This window comes from Arthrobacter sp. 05T444 (assembly GCF_056395905.1).
Window position 1 is genome coordinate 20,777 of record NZ_JBFTKK010000014.1, and the last position, 15,955, is coordinate 36,731.

At 66.5% G+C, this 15,955-nt stretch carries 12 protein-coding genes and 1 tRNA gene; 5 read left to right on the top strand and 8 right to left on the bottom strand.

Going from position 1 to position 15,955, the window contains the following annotated elements; translation table 11 throughout:
• The first annotated feature begins 280 nt into the window (after positions 1-280).
• Complete coding sequence (locus AC1DD3_RS14060) at positions 281-3,817, top strand: bifunctional proline dehydrogenase/L-glutamate gamma-semialdehyde dehydrogenase (RefSeq protein WP_476881950.1); 3,537 nt, start codon at positions 281-283, stop codon at positions 3,815-3,817.
• A 597-nt stretch (positions 3,818-4,414) separates the two neighbouring features.
• On the opposite strand, the gene AC1DD3_RS14065 is transcribed toward AC1DD3_RS14060, so the two are convergent.
• Complete coding sequence (locus AC1DD3_RS14065) at positions 4,415-5,269, bottom strand: LysR family transcriptional regulator (RefSeq protein WP_476881951.1); 855 nt, start codon at positions 5,267-5,269, stop codon at positions 4,415-4,417.
• Positions 5,270-5,441: 172 nt separating this feature from the next.
• On the opposite strand from AC1DD3_RS14065, the gene AC1DD3_RS14070 reads away from it, so the two are divergent.
• Positions 5,442-6,773 (top strand): MFS transporter, encoded by a 1,332-nt coding sequence (locus AC1DD3_RS14070; RefSeq protein ID WP_476881952.1) that lies wholly within the window; start codon positions 5,442-5,444, stop codon positions 6,771-6,773.
• A gap of 54 nt (positions 6,774-6,827) precedes the next feature.
• On the opposite strand, the gene AC1DD3_RS14075 is transcribed toward AC1DD3_RS14070, so the two are convergent.
• The 3 genes from AC1DD3_RS14075 to AC1DD3_RS14085 form a co-directional block, all read right to left on the bottom strand.
• Positions 6,828-7,991 (bottom strand): N(5)-(carboxyethyl)ornithine synthase, encoded by a 1,164-nt coding sequence (locus AC1DD3_RS14075; protein ID WP_476881953.1) that lies wholly within the window; start codon positions 7,989-7,991, stop codon positions 6,828-6,830.
• A complete protein-coding gene (locus AC1DD3_RS14080) occupies positions 7,988-8,134 on the bottom strand; it encodes a hypothetical protein (RefSeq protein ID WP_230121423.1) in 147 nt (48 codons plus the stop codon). Before AC1DD3_RS14080 ends, AC1DD3_RS14075 begins: the two co-directional genes overlap by 4 nt.
• A gap of 125 nt (positions 8,135-8,259) precedes the next feature.
• Positions 8,260-8,333: transfer RNA gene (locus AC1DD3_RS14085), tRNA-Gly, on the bottom strand.
• 244 nt (positions 8,334-8,577) lie between these two features.
• Between AC1DD3_RS14085 and AC1DD3_RS14090 the strand changes: the two genes are divergently transcribed.
• Entirely contained in the window at positions 8,578-9,024 is a 447-nt protein-coding gene (locus AC1DD3_RS14090) for an SRPBCC family protein (RefSeq protein ID WP_230121424.1), read from the top strand.
• Between the two features lie 47 nt (positions 9,025-9,071).
• On the opposite strand, the gene AC1DD3_RS14095 is transcribed toward AC1DD3_RS14090, so the two are convergent.
• Positions 9,072-10,892, bottom strand: a complete 1,821-nt coding sequence (locus AC1DD3_RS14095) for a CAP domain-containing protein (protein ID WP_230121425.1) — start codon at positions 10,890-10,892, stop codon at positions 9,072-9,074.
• A 105-nt stretch (positions 10,893-10,997) separates the two neighbouring features.
• On the opposite strand from AC1DD3_RS14095, the gene dcd reads away from it, so the two are divergent.
• Both dcd and AC1DD3_RS14105 read left to right on the top strand, forming a co-directional pair.
• A complete protein-coding gene (gene dcd, locus AC1DD3_RS14100) occupies positions 10,998-11,573 on the top strand; it encodes a dCTP deaminase (protein WP_230121426.1) in 576 nt (191 codons plus the stop codon).
• Between the two features lie 165 nt (positions 11,574-11,738).
• Positions 11,739-12,680, top strand: a complete 942-nt coding sequence (locus AC1DD3_RS14105) for a hypothetical protein (protein ID WP_476881954.1) — start codon at positions 11,739-11,741, stop codon at positions 12,678-12,680.
• Between the two features lie 69 nt (positions 12,681-12,749).
• On the opposite strand, the gene AC1DD3_RS14110 is transcribed toward AC1DD3_RS14105, so the two are convergent.
• The 3 genes from AC1DD3_RS14110 to AC1DD3_RS14120 all read right to left on the bottom strand — a co-directional run bounded on the left by AC1DD3_RS14110 (position 12,750) and on the right by AC1DD3_RS14120 (position 15,943).
• Complete coding sequence (locus tag AC1DD3_RS14110) at positions 12,750-13,934, bottom strand: cation:proton antiporter (protein WP_476881955.1); 1,185 nt, start codon at positions 13,932-13,934, stop codon at positions 12,750-12,752.
• Positions 13,935-13,939: 5 nt separating this feature from the next.
• Positions 13,940-14,422 carry a cation:proton antiporter regulatory subunit gene (locus AC1DD3_RS14115; protein ID WP_230121429.1) on the bottom strand — a complete coding sequence of 161 codons (483 nt, stop codon included), beginning with the start codon at positions 14,420-14,422 and terminating at the stop codon, positions 13,940-13,942.
• Between the two features lie 117 nt (positions 14,423-14,539).
• Positions 14,540-15,943 (bottom strand): MFS transporter, encoded by a 1,404-nt coding sequence (locus AC1DD3_RS14120; protein WP_476881956.1) that lies wholly within the window; start codon positions 15,941-15,943, stop codon positions 14,540-14,542.
• Positions 15,944-15,955 lie beyond the last annotated feature (12 nt).

Below are 15,955 nucleotides of genomic sequence, written 5' to 3' on the forward strand. Positions count from 1 at the left end.
CCTCTCTCACCCAGTGAGAGAGGGTTCGTTGTCTTTCTGCAGGAAGTGCGAGAGCGTCCGGCGGGGAGGCGACCGGAAGTGAGAGAGCGTCCGGGGGAGGTTGCCGAATATTGTCCAAAAAGGTGGGCAAATCCGCCGCATTTCCGAACGTTCGGACGGGTCCGCGAGCCTTCGGTTTTTCTAACTTGTATTGCTCAGAAAAGATCGCTTTATCTTATGTGAATGCAGGCTCATACTGATGAGTGAGACGGTCCCCACCCACTGAAAGAGCGAGACAGCCATGACCAACACCGCAACGGATCACCGAGTGAATGCAGGCAAGGACGCCGCTGAAACCGGCGCCGTCGCCACCGCCCCGTCCGGCTCCGGCGTCGCCGAGGCCGCAGCCCTGGCCGAGGAAACCATTGTCCTGGTCCGCCACTGGCTGACCGAAGCCGCCAAGGTACCCGTGGACGCTTCCGCGGAACAGCTCGCCGGCGTCCTGAAGGACCCGAACGGCCTTGACTTCACCGTCGGTTTCGTGGACGGCGTGGTCCGTCCCGAAGACCTGCACGTCGCCGCTCGGAACCTGGCCGCCCTGGCGCCAAAGGTTCCCGCCTTCCTGCCCTGGCACATGCGCAGCGCTGTCCGCCTCGGCGGCACCATGGCCCCCGTCCTGCCTCAGGTGGTCATTCCCATTGCCCGCCGCGTGCTGCGTGCAATGGTGGGCCACCTCATCGTCGACGCCACCGATGCAAAGCTCGGCCCGGCCATCGCCAAGATCCGCAAGGACGGCATCAAACTCAACGTGAACCTGCTCGGCGAGGCCGTCCTGGGCGAGCACGAAGCAGCCCGCCGGCTCGAGGGCACCCACACGCTGCTGGCCCGGCCTGATGTGGACTACGTCTCCATCAAGGTGTCCTCCACTGTGGCTCCGCACTCCGCCTGGGCCTTCGACGAAGCCGTGGAGCACGTCGTCGAAAAGCTCACCCCGCTGTTCGCCAAAGCCGCGTCCTTCGCCAGCGGCGGACAGAACGCCAAGTTCATCAACCTGGACATGGAGGAGTACAAGGACCTGGACATGACCATCGCGGTCTTCACCCGGATCCTGGACAGGCCCGAATTCAAGAACCTCGAAGCCGGCATCGTGCTTCAGGCCTACCTCCCGGACGCGCTCGCCGCCATGATCCGATTGCAGGACTGGGCCGCCGCACGCCGCGCGGACGGCGGTGCAGGCATCAAGGTCCGCGTCGTCAAGGGCGCCAATCTGCCCATGGAACAGGTGGAGTCCTCCCTCCACGACTGGCCGCTGGCAACCTGGGGCACCAAGCAGGACTCCGACACCAACTACAAGCGCGTCATCAACTACGCCCTGCACCCGGACCGCATCAGCAACATCCGGATCGGCGTGGCCGGTCACAACCTCTTTGACATCGCCTTCGCGTGGCTGCTGGCCAAGAAGCGCGGCGTGGAATCCGGCATCGAGTTCGAGATGCTCCTGGGCATGGCCCAGGGCCAGGCCGAGGCCGTGAAGAAGGACGTCGGCTCGCTGCTGCTCTACACCCCGGTGGTGCACCCTGCCGAGTTCGACGTGGCGATCGCCTACCTGATCCGCCGCCTCGAAGAGGGTGCCAGTCAGGACAACTTCATGTCCGCCGTCTTCGAACTCAGCGAAAACGAATCCCTTTTCGAGCGCGAGAAGCAGCGTTTCATGCGGTCCCTGGAAAGTCTCGACGGCGAAGTGCCGCCGCCGAACCGCGTGCAGAACCGCAGCCTTCCGGCCGAAACCAGGCCGCACGACCACTTCGAGAACACCCCGGACACCGACCCGTCCCTGCCAGCCAACCGCGACTGGGGCCGCGCCATCCTGGGCCGTATTCCGTCCTCGACCCTCGGTAACGCTTCCGTGGCGGCCGCGACCATCACGGACGCGGGCACCCTCAACAGGGTGATCGAAACCGCGGTCGAAAAGGGCAAGGCCTGGGGAGCGCTCTCCGGCGCCGAACGCGCCGAGATCCTGCACCGCGCCGGCGAAACCCTCGAGGCCCGCCGCGCGGATCTGCTCGAGGTCATGGCAAGCGAGACCGGAAAGACCATCGACCAGGGCGACCCCGAGGTCAGCGAGGCCGTCGACTTCGCCCACTACTACGCCGAGTCGGCACGCAAGCTTGACGACGTCGACGGCGCCACGTTCGTTCCGGCGAAACTCACCGTAGTGACACCGCCGTGGAACTTCCCGGTGGCCATCCCCGCCGGTTCCACCCTCGCGGCTCTCGCCGCCGGCTCCGCCGTCGTCATCAAGCCCGCCAAGCAGGCGCGCCGCAGCGGCGCCGTGATGATCGAGGCCCTCTGGGAAGCCGGCGTTCCCCGCGACGTGCTGACCATGGTGCAGCTCGGCGAGCGTGAGCTCGGCCAGCAGCTGATTTCGCACCCCGCGGTTGACCGCGTGATCCTCACCGGCGGCTACGAGACGGCCGAGCTGTTCCGGTCCTTCCGGAAGGACCTGCCGCTGCTCGCCGAGACCAGCGGCAAGAACGCCATCATCGTGACCCCCAGCGCCGACCTGGACCTTGCCGCCAAGGACGTGGCGTACTCCGCGTTCGGGCACGCCGGGCAGAAGTGTTCGGCTGCGTCCCTGGTGATCCTCGTGGGCTCCGTGGCCAAGTCCAGGCGCTTCCACAACCAGCTGATCGACGCCGTGACCTCCCTCAAGGTGGGCTACCCGGAGGACCCGACGAGCCAGATGGGTCCGATCATCGAGCCAGCCGGCGGCAAGCTGCTCAACGCCCTCACCACGCTGGGTGAAGGCGAAAACTGGGCCGTTGAGCCGCGGAAGCTGGACGGCACGGGCCGGCTGTGGAGCCCCGGTGTCCGCTACGGCGTGCGGCGCGGATCCTACTTCCACCTGACCGAGTTCTTCGGGCCGGTCCTCGGCGTGATGACCGCGGAGACCCTGGAAGAGGCCATTGCCATCCAGAACCAGATCGAATACGGCCTCACGGCAGGCCTGCACTCCCTCAGCACCGACGAACTGGACCTGTGGCTGGACACCATCCAGGCCGGCAACCTGTACGTGAACCGCGGCATCACCGGTGCGATCGTCCAGCGCCAGCCGTTCGGCGGCTGGAAGAAATCCGCCGTCGGGGCCGGCACCAAGGCCGGCGGACCCAACTACCTTGCAGGCCTGGGCGACTGGACCAGCAAGGAAAGCTCGCACGGTTCAGCCGCACGCATCACCCACCCGGGTGTGCGCCGGCTCGTCAACGCGGCGAAGGCCGAGCTCGACGCTGCGGAGCTGGAGTCGCTGCAGCGGGCACTGGGCTCCGATGCCTTGGCCTGGGCAGACGAATTCGGCACCGCCAGGGATGTCTCCGGGCTGAGCGCCGAGCGCAACATCTTCCGGTACCGTGCGCTGCCGGTCAGCGTCCGGCTGTCCGACGGCGAAACTGTCCACGCGCTGCTCCGCACAGTAGCCGCCGGCGTGCTTGCCGGGTCGAAGCTGACGGTCTCCACCGGCGTTGAACTTCCGGCACAGGTGCGTTCCGTGCTGACCGGACTGGACATCCCCGTCACGGTGGAGGACGACGCCGCGTGGCTGGCCTCCGCGGGCCGGCTCGCTGGCGCCGGCAAACTGTCGGGCGCACGCATCCGCCTGATCGGCGGCTCGGCGGCCGCGCTGGCAGAGGCAACGGGTGGCCGACCGGACGTGGCAATCTACGCGCACGACGTGACCGAAGCGGGCCGCGTCGAAATGCTGCCGTTCCTGCACGAGCAGGCCGTCAGCATCACGGCACACCGGTTCGGGACGCTTAACCACCTGTCCGATGCGCTGATCTAACAAACCAGGTTGGCGCGCGCCGGTTCGGGAACGGGCCGGCACACGCACAGGCAGAACAAAAACGGGCGGGCACCATCAGGTGCCCGCCCGTTTCACATTCCAGGGTGTTTGCGGTGACGCTGAGCCTTGACCCCCAGCGCTTTGAAGGCCCGCGCGCGCCGGCCCAACGCGCCGAGTCCAGTGCGCTCAGCCCAGATACCAGCCGGGCGGCGCCCAGGACGATGGAACACTGTGGGCGGAAAATTCTTCGCATCGCGTGCAGGTGTAGGCGACTTCGCCCAGCGTCCTGACGGTGCCGTCTTGGCGGTACGTTGGCGGAACGAAAGATTCAAGGTAGATGAACTCGTCTGTTCCGCATTTGTCGCAGTTGGGCTTGCCAACGTATTCGGTGTCTACTGTCGTAGAGTGGCGGGGGAAGTGGCGGTTAGCGGTTGTGGTCACGGCGTGCCTATCCCGAACAATGCCTGCCTCGTTGCAGGATTAGTTCGTCATCGAATCGGTGTCATCGGCCGCTGCATGACCGGCAACAGTCACAGCATAAGCCCGCAGTATAACGATTATCAATCGTTTTGCTTCCATATCCAGGGGGCCCCGGGCTCAAACCTGCTTCTTCAGAGTCCGTCCCATGATTGCCTGGGTCAGTGCGTCAATGACTTCGGCGTTGGCCAGCGGGTTGCGAATCAGGGTGAAATCGACGTCGCCCACCGGCGGCAGCTCGAAGCGGCGCGTGATGATTTTCAAGTCCTCCGGCACCAGCGACGAGGGCATGACCGCCACGCCGATTCCTGCGCGCACGGCCGCCAGCACGCCGCTGATCTGCCTGGTGGTGCAGGTGATGCGCCAGGTCCGGCCCGCGGACTCAAGGGCGTCGATGGCGAGTTTGCGGCTCAGGCTCGGAGACGGATAGGCGATCAGTGGCACCGTGTCTCCCGGCTGCAGCGTGGTCTGTTCCAGGCCCACCCAGGAAAAGGAGTCGTGCTGGACCACGATGCCGTCCTTCGCGCCCGCCACCCACTTCACGAAAACAAGGTCCAGCTGGCCGGAGTTGAGCCGCTTGTAGAGCTGGTCGCTCTGGCCGACGGTCAGCTCAAGGTTGATCTGTGGATAGATTTGCCGGAACTCCCTGAGGATGCGCGGCAGTCCGGTGATGGCGAGGTCGTCGGCGGTGCCGAACCGGAGCCGCCCCCGCATCGCTGAGCCGGAGAAGTAGCGGGCGGCGGCATCATGGGCCGCGAGGATGCTGCGGGCGAACCCGGCCATGGCATCACCGTTGTCCGTCAGCCGAACGTCGCGGGTGTCCCGGGTGATCAGCACCCGCTTCGCGGCCGTCTCGAGTTTGCGCACGTGTTGGCTGACGGTCGGCTGGGCCAGCCCCAGCCGGTCGGCGGCCTTGGTGAAACTCAGCGTTTCGGCAACGGCGAGGAAGGATCGCAGCTGGGCCGGTTCGAACATGCGGACTCCTGGTGGCTGGCGCGCACCGCCGGCGGGCGGGCTGGGTGGGGTCTGTCGGGGCATGCATTACGTTCCGCAATGCTACTTATAAGCCCCATAGTCTTCCATAATCATCAGCTCCAACTCTAGCGTTAGAGGCACCCCCGTCAGCCCGCTCTCCTGAGGACTTCCTGTGACACCCCCACCGCCGTCAACGGCCACCGTCACCCAGCCCGTCGCCGTCGTCAGTGAGCGCCTCCCATGGCGTCACACGTTCATCTCCCTCCGCGTTCCCAACTTCCGGATCTTCGCGATCGGACACTTTGTTGCAGTCATTGCCCTGTGGATGCAGCGGATCGCCCAAGACTGGCTGGTGCTTCAGCTCTCCGGTTCCGTCACCGCCGTCGGCTTCACCGTGGCGCTGCAGTTCACGCCGTCCCTGGTGCTGGGACCCTGGGGCGGCATGATTGCGGACCGGTTCGCGAAACGCAGGATCCTGATCAGCTGCCAGTCAATGGCGGCGGTCTTGGCGGCCGCTCTCGCCGGGCCGGCCCTCAGCGGAGCCATAGAAGTGTGGCATGTGTATGTCATAGCGTTCGTGCTGGGCCTGGTCACAGTGCTGGACCAGCCGGCCCGGCAGGTGTTCGTCCATGAACTCGTGGGCCCCCGGTACCTGCGGAATGCCATCAGCGTGAACTCCACAACGTTCCAGCTGGGTGGACTGATAGGGCCCGCAGTCGCGGGCGTGCTCCTCACCGCGGTCGGCGCCGGGTGGGCCTTCGCCGCCAATGCCGTTGCGTGCTGTTCCACGGTGACCATGCTGCTTCTCCTGCGCAAGGACGAGCTGTTCATCAGCGCCCCCGCACCGAAGCGCAAGGGCATGCTCCGCGAAGGGCTGCGGTATGCGCTCAGCAAACCCACCATCTACTGGCCGTGGCTGATGGCAGGATTCATTGCCGTGTTCGCCATGAGCCTGCCCGTGCTGCTGGCCGCGTTCGCGGACCATGTCTATGGCATCGGTGCCGGCGGCTACGGCATGCTGAACGCCCTGGTCGCTTTGGGTGCGCTGGCAGGGGCAATCGCCTCCACCAGACGGCGCCAGCTCCGGCTGCGGTCAGTGGTCCTGGGCGCCGGAATGTACGGCCTCATGCTGTGCCTGTCAGCCTTCACGCCGTCGCTGGCATGGTTCGGCGCGGCCATGGTGCTGTCCGGATTCTGGTGTCTGATGTTCCTCACGGCGTCCAACCAGCTGGTCCAGACCAGCTCCAACATGGCGATCCGTGGCAGGGTAATGAGCCTGTACATCATGGTTCTGATCGGCGGACAGGCCATCGGTGGACCCATGATCGGAAGCATCGCCGAACACTTTGGTCCGCACGCCGCCCTGCTGGTGGCAGGAGGGCTGCCGGTGCTCGCAGCGGCGACGGTCGCCGTCGTGCTTGCCCGCCGGGGCGAGCTGAAGCTCAAGGTGGACTTCCGGGACCGGCGGCGCCTGCTGCGGGTGGTGCAGCGGGCCGCCGCCTAGCGGCTGGCCTTCCGGCGGCCCCAATTGGCCGGGAGCGCCGGTTGGCCGGCAGTGCTAGCTTTCCGGAATCGGCGCGTGCGGGTAGTCCGCCGCGCGCCGCTGGAACTCCAGCACGTCCTTGTTGATGACCCCGCCGTCGCGGATTTCGATGGCGCGGCTGATGGTTTCGTTCTCCTGCCAGGCAGCCGGCCCGGACATCACGGTTTCCAGGAACGGCAGGAGTGCCTCGCTAATTTCCCAGCTTGAGGAGTTCCACAGGTAGGACGGGCTGTGGTCCACCGCGTAGTAATCGATGTGGTCGCCCACGGTGAACATCGGTTCGGCAAAGCTGGTGGTCTTGGCCCAGCTGAAACCCATGCCCTCGTCGCAGGAAACATCCACGATCAGGCTGCCGGGACGGAACGCCCCGAGGTCGTCCGCTTGCAGATAGGTGAGCGGATTGTTCGGGTCCTGCAGCGTGCAGTTGACTACGATGTCGCTCTCGGCCAGGAACGGCGCCAGGGGGACGCGGCCACGCTCGGTGATGACCTGGCTGAGGAACGGCGCCTTGTCGTCGTGGTCGAACTGCGTGATCCGCACCGAGTGGATGGGGGAGCCCACAGCAGCGACGCCGCGGTTGGTGAGCACCTGGACGTCGTGGATGCCATGCGCGTTCAGGGCCGTTACCGCCCCGCGCGCGGTGGCACCGAAACCGATGACGACGGCGCTGAGCCGCCGTCCATAGTCTCCCGTCGACCCGGTAAGCGCCAGGGCGTGGATCACCGAGCAGTAGCCGGCCAGCTCGTTGTTCTTGTGGAAAACGTGGAGGCCGAAGCCGCCGTCGCTGGCCCAGTGGTTCATGGCCTCGAAGGCGATGAGGGTGAGCTTCTTGTCGATGGCCAGCTGTGTGATGGCCCGGTCCTGGACGCAGTGCGGCCAGCCCCAGAGGGTTTGGCCGTCGCGGAGTTCGGCGAGGTCCTGGGGCTGCGGTTTCGGCAGCAGCACGACGTCGGCTTTCGCCACAAGCTCTTCCCGGCTGGCCAGGCGCCCCACCAGCGGGCCGAGCTGGGCATCGGACAAGCCAAAGCGTTCGCCGTAGCCACGCTCCAGGATCAACCGCTGGCGCAGCTCCGGCGCAATCCGCTCGAGGTGGAGCGGGTGCAGGGGCAGGCGGCGCTCGTCGGGTTTGCGCGACGAGGCAACCACGCCCAGGGTGAGATGGTTCGGCGAACCCGTCACTTCTTCTTTGCCGGCATCGGTTTGGCTGAAGTCTTGTCCAGCGAGCTGGCCGGCGCTGAGGTGGCCCTCTTGTCGGCGCGCTTTTCCTTGATGGATTTGCCGGATTTTTTGGATGCTGCTTGACGGGGGGATTTGTCAGCCATGATTGCTCCTGTAGCGGAACCGAAGAAGTTCCTGACTTCTGACCATACAGGTAACTGCCAAACGCGCCCTTGAAAGGGAACGGCCCGGGCGGCCGTGAAACGTGCCGGCGGGGACTGGGGAGAAATGGAGCGGCTGACGGGAATCGAACCCGCGTATCGAGCTTGGGAAGCTAGCGCTCTACCATTGAGCTACAGCCGCAGCGCACCGGATTCCGCCGGCGCAGAACCTAGCTTAGCGCAGTTGCGGTGCCGCTCTGCCCACATGCTCTCCGTGTCCTCGCCGGAGCGCCGCCGACGCAGTTCCGTCCCGTCTCCCCGTAACTCTTCGGTAAAGGCCCGGTCCTCTTTCGCTGGGCCCCGGGCGCCGGTGGCTATCCTGATGTCCGTTAGCTGCAGAACGGGGGAACGGGCTACACGGACAGGCCCGACGTCGAAAGGATCCCATGGCATTTGCGGAACACGAGGTTTTCGTTCAGCGCGATGCCATCACCGTCTACTCCTTTCTCCTGAACGGACTGAACCTTCCCCGCTGGCAGCCGACTATTCGCAGCATCAGCCTGAGCTCCGGTCCTGCCGGGGCGCCGGGGGCCAGATATCAGGTGACGCTGATGGGCCTGCGCGGGCACCCGGTTGCGGGGGATTACGAAATCACGCAGGCCCGGCCGGGTGCTGAAATCCAGTTCCAGGTGGTGGCCGGCCCGTCCCTGTCGCGCGGCGGCTTCTACCTCAGCACCGAGGGCAGCGGAACACGGGTGCGCTTTGCGCTCGAAGCCCCGCTCAAGGGACTCCGGACCTTCACCCGCACCGCGGTCCAGCGGAGATTGCAGGAAGATGTAGCGCAGATTGGACGGCTCCCGGCAGTATTGGAAGAGCGTCCGACGGCGGTCTGAGACCCCGCTGCCGGCGCTCCGGTTCCGCTGGGCTACTGCGCCGCGGGCTACTGCGCCAGCCGGTGGCCTGCCCAGTTTCCGGGAACAGCTGAGGGCGTCGCAAGCGCCCCGCCGCTGAGATCCCAGTACTGTACGGCGTCGCCGGCCCGCTGGATGGCCAGGCCGGTGGAATAGGGTCCGGTGACGCCACGCAGCGCACGGATGGCCAACACGTCACCCCAGCCGCCCGCCACGACGCCCCGCGCCTCGGCCACCGGTGACAGGCGGCCGGAACCCCGGTAGAGGGATACGGTGCCGTCACCTTGGCGGGCCAGCAGATCCTGGAACCCGTCGCCGTCGTAATCGGCCATGGCTAGCCGCGTCGCGGAGACGCCGGAGGCGATCAGGGTGCGCTGGACGAGGTCGCCGCTGCCCTGGTTGGGATACAGCCAGAGGTTGGCCGCGGCGTCGAGGGCCAGGAGTTGGGGCAGCCTGTTGGTTGAGCACCAGCCGCCGACCGCCAGTGTGAGGCCCGCCCAGCCGGACTGGCCCAGCGTCACGGGCGGCAGGAATCCGCCCGTGAGCACACCCGAGTGCAGCGTAAGCCGGCCGTCGTTCCACTGGCTCACCACGTCGAAAACGCCGTCGCGCTCCCAGTCCGTGACGAACACCGTCTTGGCTGCCGCGAAACCCGTGCCGATGGGTTCCGCCGGGCCAAACAGCCCCGACCCCAACGAGGAACGGTTGACGAGTTGGCCTGTCGCGTCCACTGAGACGAGGTCCCCAGCGCTGCGGATGGATGCCGTGGCCAGATCAAGGGTGGGCGGCATGTGTTTGACCAGGGGATCGCAGACGCTGGCGGGTTCGGCGGGAAGAGCGGTGGTGCCGCCCGGGCTCGCGGTGGTCCCGGCGGGGAGGGCTGAATAGCCGAAGAAGTTCACCACGCCCCACATGGTGTAGCGGTTCGGGGTGGTTTGCCAGTTTCCGTCGGTGAACGTGATGCCAATGCCCACCACGTTGAAACGCGGATCGGTCAGGATGGCGTTGTGGGCCGGGGAGCCTTTCCACCACTCGACGAGCTGCGCGGCATCGCGGTCCCAGCGGACGGCAATGACCTCGCCCGCGCCGTTGTTCGGGCTGAGGGCCCGTGCGTCCGTCCAGAAGTTCGCCCGGTGCTCGATGACTTCGCGGGAGGCGACGCTGTCGGACCACTCCTGCGCCAAGCCTGCCACCGTCGCGTGGTACTTCACGGCAGCGAGCCCCAGGGATGCCCGGTAGGTGTTGATCGCGTTGAAGACAGCGGCGACCTGGGCTGCGTTGCTGTCGGGCACCAGGGCCTCGGGGGTGAGGGTTCCCGGGGCAACGGACGCGGCCGACTTTGTCTGGGCCGATCCTCCCAGCGTCGGCGGCGGCGCGGACGCGAATGCACCGGCAGGGGCTGAGAGCGGCGGGATGGACGCCGGTTCAGGCGGGCCGGCGGCGGTTGACCCTGAAGCCGCAGGGTCCGGGGGTCCGACGGCCGGCTGCGCGGTGGTCATCTGCTGGGTCGTCACCTGCGCCGTGGCCGTCGTTCGTTGCGAGGCCACGGCAGGTGATGACGCCGCCGGGACCGAGGCGGTCGATGAAGGCAGTGCGGAGGGGGCTGGCGGCGCTGGCGCCGCTTCCACGGCTGTGGCGGGCGGCTGCCCGGGTGAGGGGGCCGCGGAGGCCGGCCCGCCGTCGTCGGCCGAAGAGGAAGTGGTGCCGCCCGGGGTGGGTTGCGCCGTCACGACCTGGTGGGCAACAGCCTGACGGCCGGGCTCCGGCGCCGGAACGCCGCTCGCCGCCGGAGCCGACAGTGCGAGGGCGCACATGATCGCAACAACGGCCTGGGCCGCAATCTTCTTCAAAATATCCCCAGCTCTATTTTGGCCGTGTGACGTGAGACCGTCGGCCGGATTGTTCTCGCAACACTAATGGGAGGCGCGGGCGCCAGCAATGCTATTTTTGAAGGTGTGCTGATCTCTGACCGCGACATTCGTGCCGAAATTGATTCCGAACGGATCGTGCTGGACCCGTACGACTCCGGGATGGTGCAGCCGTCCTCCGTGGATGTCCGGATTGACCGCTTTTTCCGGCTGTTCGACAACCACAAGTACGCCCACATCGATCCCGCGGAAGAGCAGCCCGAGCTGACCCGCCTGGTGGAGGTGGAGGAGGGCGAGCCGTTCATCCTGCACCCCGGTGAGTTTGTGCTGGGCTCCACCTACGAAACCGTCACACTGCCGGACGACATCGCCGCGCGTCTCGAGGGCAAGTCGTCCCTTGGCCGGCTGGGCCTGCTGACGCACTCCACCGCCGGCTTTATCGATCCCGGATTCTCCGGCCACGTCACGCTGGAGCTGTCCAACATGGCCACGCTGCCCATCAAGCTCTGGCCGGGAATGAAGATCGGCCAGCTCTGCTTCTTCCGCCTGACCTCTGCTGCCGAGCACCCCTACGGCTCCGGCGAGTACGGCAACCGCTACCAGGGCCAGCGCGGACCCACCGCGAGCCGCAGCCACCTGAACTTCCACCGCACGGACATTTAGCGCTCTGGTTTGGCGCCCGGGCTCACGCCGACGCGTGAGGTCTCGGCGCTTTGACTCCACGTAACCGCCGAGACCTCACGCATCGATGAGCGCTCCGCGGCGGCACTACCCCTCCCCACTGTGGATAACCCGAATCGGCCTCCGCGAAGGTGCCCACAATGGCCCATGAGGAAGCCGCAACCGTTACCCGACGCTCTCGCGGGCAGGTCCTTCACCCTAGTCGAGCAGCTCGCCGAGGGGGTGCCACCACATCGCGCATGGCGCAGCGACCTCCGCGTGGCAAGCCGCGGGGTGCGGGTGCCGTGGGGCGCGGGACAGGACCTGGCGCATACCTGCCGGCTGCTTGCCGGAATGTGTCCTTCCACTGTGTGCTGCTCCGGAACAGCCGGTCTGCTCTGGCGATGCCCGCTGCCGTGGTTTGTCCAGAATGAGTTCCGGGTGCACCTGGCACGGGTGGACGGCGGGACGCGACCCGTCCGGAAGGGGGTAGCCGGCCACCGCCTCGACCTGCGGGGCTCTGACCTGACCGTGCTCGACGGCGTTCCCCTCACCACTCCGGCCAGGACCTGGTTCGACCTGGCTTCGGTACTCGAGCCGGAAGATTTGGTGGTCGCCGCGGACTTCTTCATCTGCAGCCAGTCGCGGAGCTTCGGCCGCAACCGGCTGGCCCTGTGTTCCTTGGCCGATTTGCGGAACCAGGTGGAGACTAACAGAGGCGCCCGGGGTATCCGAAAGGCGAAGGCAGCGCTTGAGCTGGCACGGGTTGGCGCCGACTCTGCGCCCGAGACCAGGCTCCGGCTGGCCTTCGGCAGGCTCGGCCTCCCCGAACCCGTGCTGAGCCATGTGGTCATGGATGAGACGGGATGGGAACTGGCCTGGCCGGACATGGCCTTTCCCGGCTTCAAGGTGGCGGTGAACTACGACGGCCGGCACCACCTGGAGCTCCGCCAGCGTGAATCGGATATCCGGCGCGACGAGTCCATCGACGCGATCGGCTGGACCTCCGTCACCGTAACCGCGGGACAGGTGAAGGCCCATGGCTACGACGGGTGCGCCCACCGCGTCCTGGACGCCCTTGTCAGGGCCGGGTGGCGGAACGAGACGTGAGATCTCCGCGCTTCGAATCCGGGTAAGTGCCGAGATCTCGCGCATCGATGACACGCCGGAGCGACGGTGTCAGGCGCGGACCGTCTCGGTCCTTGCAGGGCGGGAGAACTTCTTGACCAGCGGCTCGACGTAGCGCGCGGCCAAGGGGCCGAAGATCGCCATGAGCAGGACATAGGCCGTGGCGAGGGCGGCCAGCTCGGCCTGGACCACGCCTGACGTGACCGCGAGGCCTGCAATGACAATCGAGAACTCGCCGCGGGCAATCAGTGAGGCTCCCGCGCGGAACCGGCCCGGCCGTGCAATGCCTGCCCGCTTGGCGGCCCACACCCCGGTGAGCATCTTCGTCGCGGCGGTGACGACGGCGAGGACGAGCGCCCATCCGAGGACTGGCGGGATGGACATAGGATCCGTATTGAGCCCGAAGGCCACGAAGAAGATGGCGGCGAACAGGTCCCGCAGGGGCTCGAGGATCCTGGTGGCGCTGTGGGCCGTGGCGCCGGAGATGGCAATCCCGAGCATGAACGCGCCCACCGCGGCTGACACCTGCAGGGCCGCGGCCACGCCGGCCACCAGGAGCGCCGCGCCGAGCAGATTGAGCAGGAAGACTTCGGAGTTTTCGCTGTGCACCGCTTTGGAGACGTGATGACCATGCCGCAGCGCCACCACCAGCACCACAGTGACCACGGCCAGCGAAATGCCCACGGTCTGCAGGCCCCCCAGAAAGCTGACGCCGGCAAGTGTGGCAGTGAGGATCGGGAGGTAAACGGCCATGGCCAGGTCTTCGAACACCAGGATCGAGAGCACTACCGGCGTTTCCCTGTTACCGATACGGCCAAGGTCCGTGATGACCTTGGCCGCTATGCCGGACGAGGAGATGTAAGTGACCCCGCCCATCACCATGGCACCGACCAGGCCCCACCCGAGCATCGCGGCGAGGGCGGCCCCGGGGGCGAAATTGAGCACCAGGTCCAAGACGCCGCCCTGCCAGGATCTCCGCAGCCCGGTGACCAGTTCGGCGGCCGTATATTCCAGACCGAGCATAAGCAGCAGCAGGATGACGCCGATTTCACCGGAGAGGTGCGCGAACTCCTTCATCCCGCTCAGTTCCACGAGGCCGCCCGCGCCGAAGCACAGGCCACCCACCAGATAAAGCGGGATGGGAGACATGCCGATCCGGCCGGCCAGCCTCGCCAGCAGGCCGAGGGAGAACACGACCGCACCCAGTTCGATGAGAGTCAGGGCCAGGCGGTCCATGACGGTCAGCCGTTGCGGAGGATATCGGCCGCTGAATCAAGGCCTTCTTGCGTACCGACAGCGACCAGAAGATCGCCTGAGTGAAGGACGACGTCGGGCCCTGGTGAGGGAACCACCTCACCTTCACGCATGATCGCCACGATCGAAACACCGCACCGGGTGCGGATGCATGCCTTGCCCATGGGCTGGTTTTGGAACGGTGAGTCCGGGGCGATGGAGAACTGCCTCGTCACGATGCCAGGAACCTCGCGGTGGGCCTCCGTCAGCTTCATGGCCAGATGCTGGCCGCCCAGCAGGTTGCCGAGGGTGGCAGCTTCGTCGCCGGTCAGCGGAATGGAGGCCTGGCAAGTGTCGGGATCATCCCACGTGGAAACGAACAGTTCTGTCTGGCCCTCGCGCAGCTCCACTACGCCGATCCTCCGACCGGAGGCTGTCATGAAGTCCTTGCGCCTGCCGAGGCCGGGGAGGTCCGTCTCTTCCACGTTCATACCATCAGCCTAGTCCGCGAACGGACATTTACGGCCCTGATCGGACGGCGAAACGGGGCCTCAAGGATCCGTTCGCGCCTGGGGTTGGGTGGGGAGGGGCTTAAGGATCCGTTCCCGCTAGGCGTCCGGGACGACGGCGATTTCGGTTTCGCTGGGCGGCTTCACCGGGAGGAGGACCAGCAGTCCGGCGAGGAGCACCACCATGATCCCCAGAATGCCCCAGCGCTGTGCCTCCCCTTCAGCCACCAGCGGTGTGGCCACGGTGATGCACAGCGTGAACAGCGTCGGGGCCAGGAAGCTGACGGCCCGGCCGGTGGTTGCGTACAGGCCGAACAGTTCTCCGGATTCGCCCTGCGGCGCCAACCTTGCCAGGTACGCGCGGGAAGACGACTGGGCCGGCCCCACGAACAGGCAAAGGAACAGCCCGAACACCCAGAACGTGGTGCTGCCGGCCCAGGCCGTGCCGAAGAAGACGTAGTCGCCGTTGCCCAGCACCAGGATCACCGTCCCGGCGACCAGCAGGCCGGTCAGGGAGCCGAGGATCACGGCCTTGGGACCGACCCTGTCGTCCAGGAATCCGCCGACGATGGCTCCCGCGGCAGCCACGATGTTGCCGAAGATGGCGAAGAAGATGACCTGCGAAAGTTCGAAGCCGAAGGTTCCTGCCGCAATGATCCCGCCGAACGTGAAGACCGCAGCCAGCCCGTCCCGGAAAATGGCGCTGGCCAGCAGGAAGAAAATCGTGTGCGGGCTGGTCCGGTAGATCGCCTTGATCCTGCGCATGAGCAGCCCGTACGACGCGAGGAACCCGAGGCGGCCTCCGCGCCGGGCCCTGGGCAGTTCCGGGACAGCGAACATTACGGGCAGCGCGAAGATGAAGAACCACAATGCCGAGAACACTGCCACCAGCCGGATGTTAAGGCTGTCCTGCGTGGAGGCGCCAAACCACTCGAAGCGGGGCTGGACGAAGAGCTGAAGCACAATCAGCAGGGCCACGATTCCGCCGAGGTACCCCATGCCCCAGCCGAAGCCGCTGACCTTGCCGATGTTCCGCGGCGTGGAGACCTGCGCCAGCATGGCGTTGTAGTTGACCCCGGCGAACTCAAAGAAGACGTTGGCCAGCGCGATCAGCGAGACTCCCAGCAGCAGGAACTCCGGGCCGGGGTACACGAAAAAGCAGAGCGCCGTCAGGAGCGCGACGACGGCGGTGTTGACTCCCAGCCACAGCTTGCGCCGGCCGCCGGTGTCCGAACGCTGTCCGGTAACGGGCGCCAGCAGTGCGATCGCCGCTCCCGCGATGGCCAGGGCTCCGCCGAGCGCCGCCGATGCCTGGTCTTCGCCGCCGAACGCCTTGGAGGTCAGGTACACCGTGAAGACGAATGTGGTCATGACGGCGTTGAACGCTGCGGAGCCCCAGTCCCAGGCGGCCCACGCCAGAATGCGCCCCTTGTTCGAGGCATTGTTCCCGGCTTCGAGTTCCGACGACGGCTGCATGGCCTCGGGAGCGGCGGCGGAGTTCATAGGCAGATGCTA

Coding starts and splice junctions, on each gene's coding strand:
- AC1DD3_RS14060 (WP_476881950.1), top strand. CDS start 281: ATGACCAACACCGCAACGGATCACCGAGTGAATGCAGGCAAGGACGCC.
- AC1DD3_RS14065 (WP_476881951.1), bottom strand. CDS start 5,269: ATGTTCGAACCGGCCCAGCTGCGATCCTTCCTCGCCGTTGCCGAAACG.
- AC1DD3_RS14080 (WP_230121423.1), bottom strand. CDS start 8,134: ATGGCTGACAAATCCCCCCGTCAAGCAGCATCCAAAAAATCCGGCAAA.
- AC1DD3_RS14090 (WP_230121424.1), top strand. CDS start 8,578: ATGGCATTTGCGGAACACGAGGTTTTCGTTCAGCGCGATGCCATCACC.
- AC1DD3_RS14105 (WP_476881954.1), top strand. CDS start 11,739: ATGAGGAAGCCGCAACCGTTACCCGACGCTCTCGCGGGCAGGTCCTTC.
- AC1DD3_RS14110 (WP_476881955.1), bottom strand. CDS start 13,934: ATGGACCGCCTGGCCCTGACTCTCATCGAACTGGGTGCGGTCGTGTTC.
- AC1DD3_RS14115 (WP_230121429.1), bottom strand. CDS start 14,422: ATGAACGTGGAAGAGACGGACCTCCCCGGCCTCGGCAGGCGCAAGGAC.
- AC1DD3_RS14120 (WP_476881956.1), bottom strand. CDS start 15,943: ATGAACTCCGCCGCCGCTCCCGAGGCCATGCAGCCGTCGTCGGAACTC.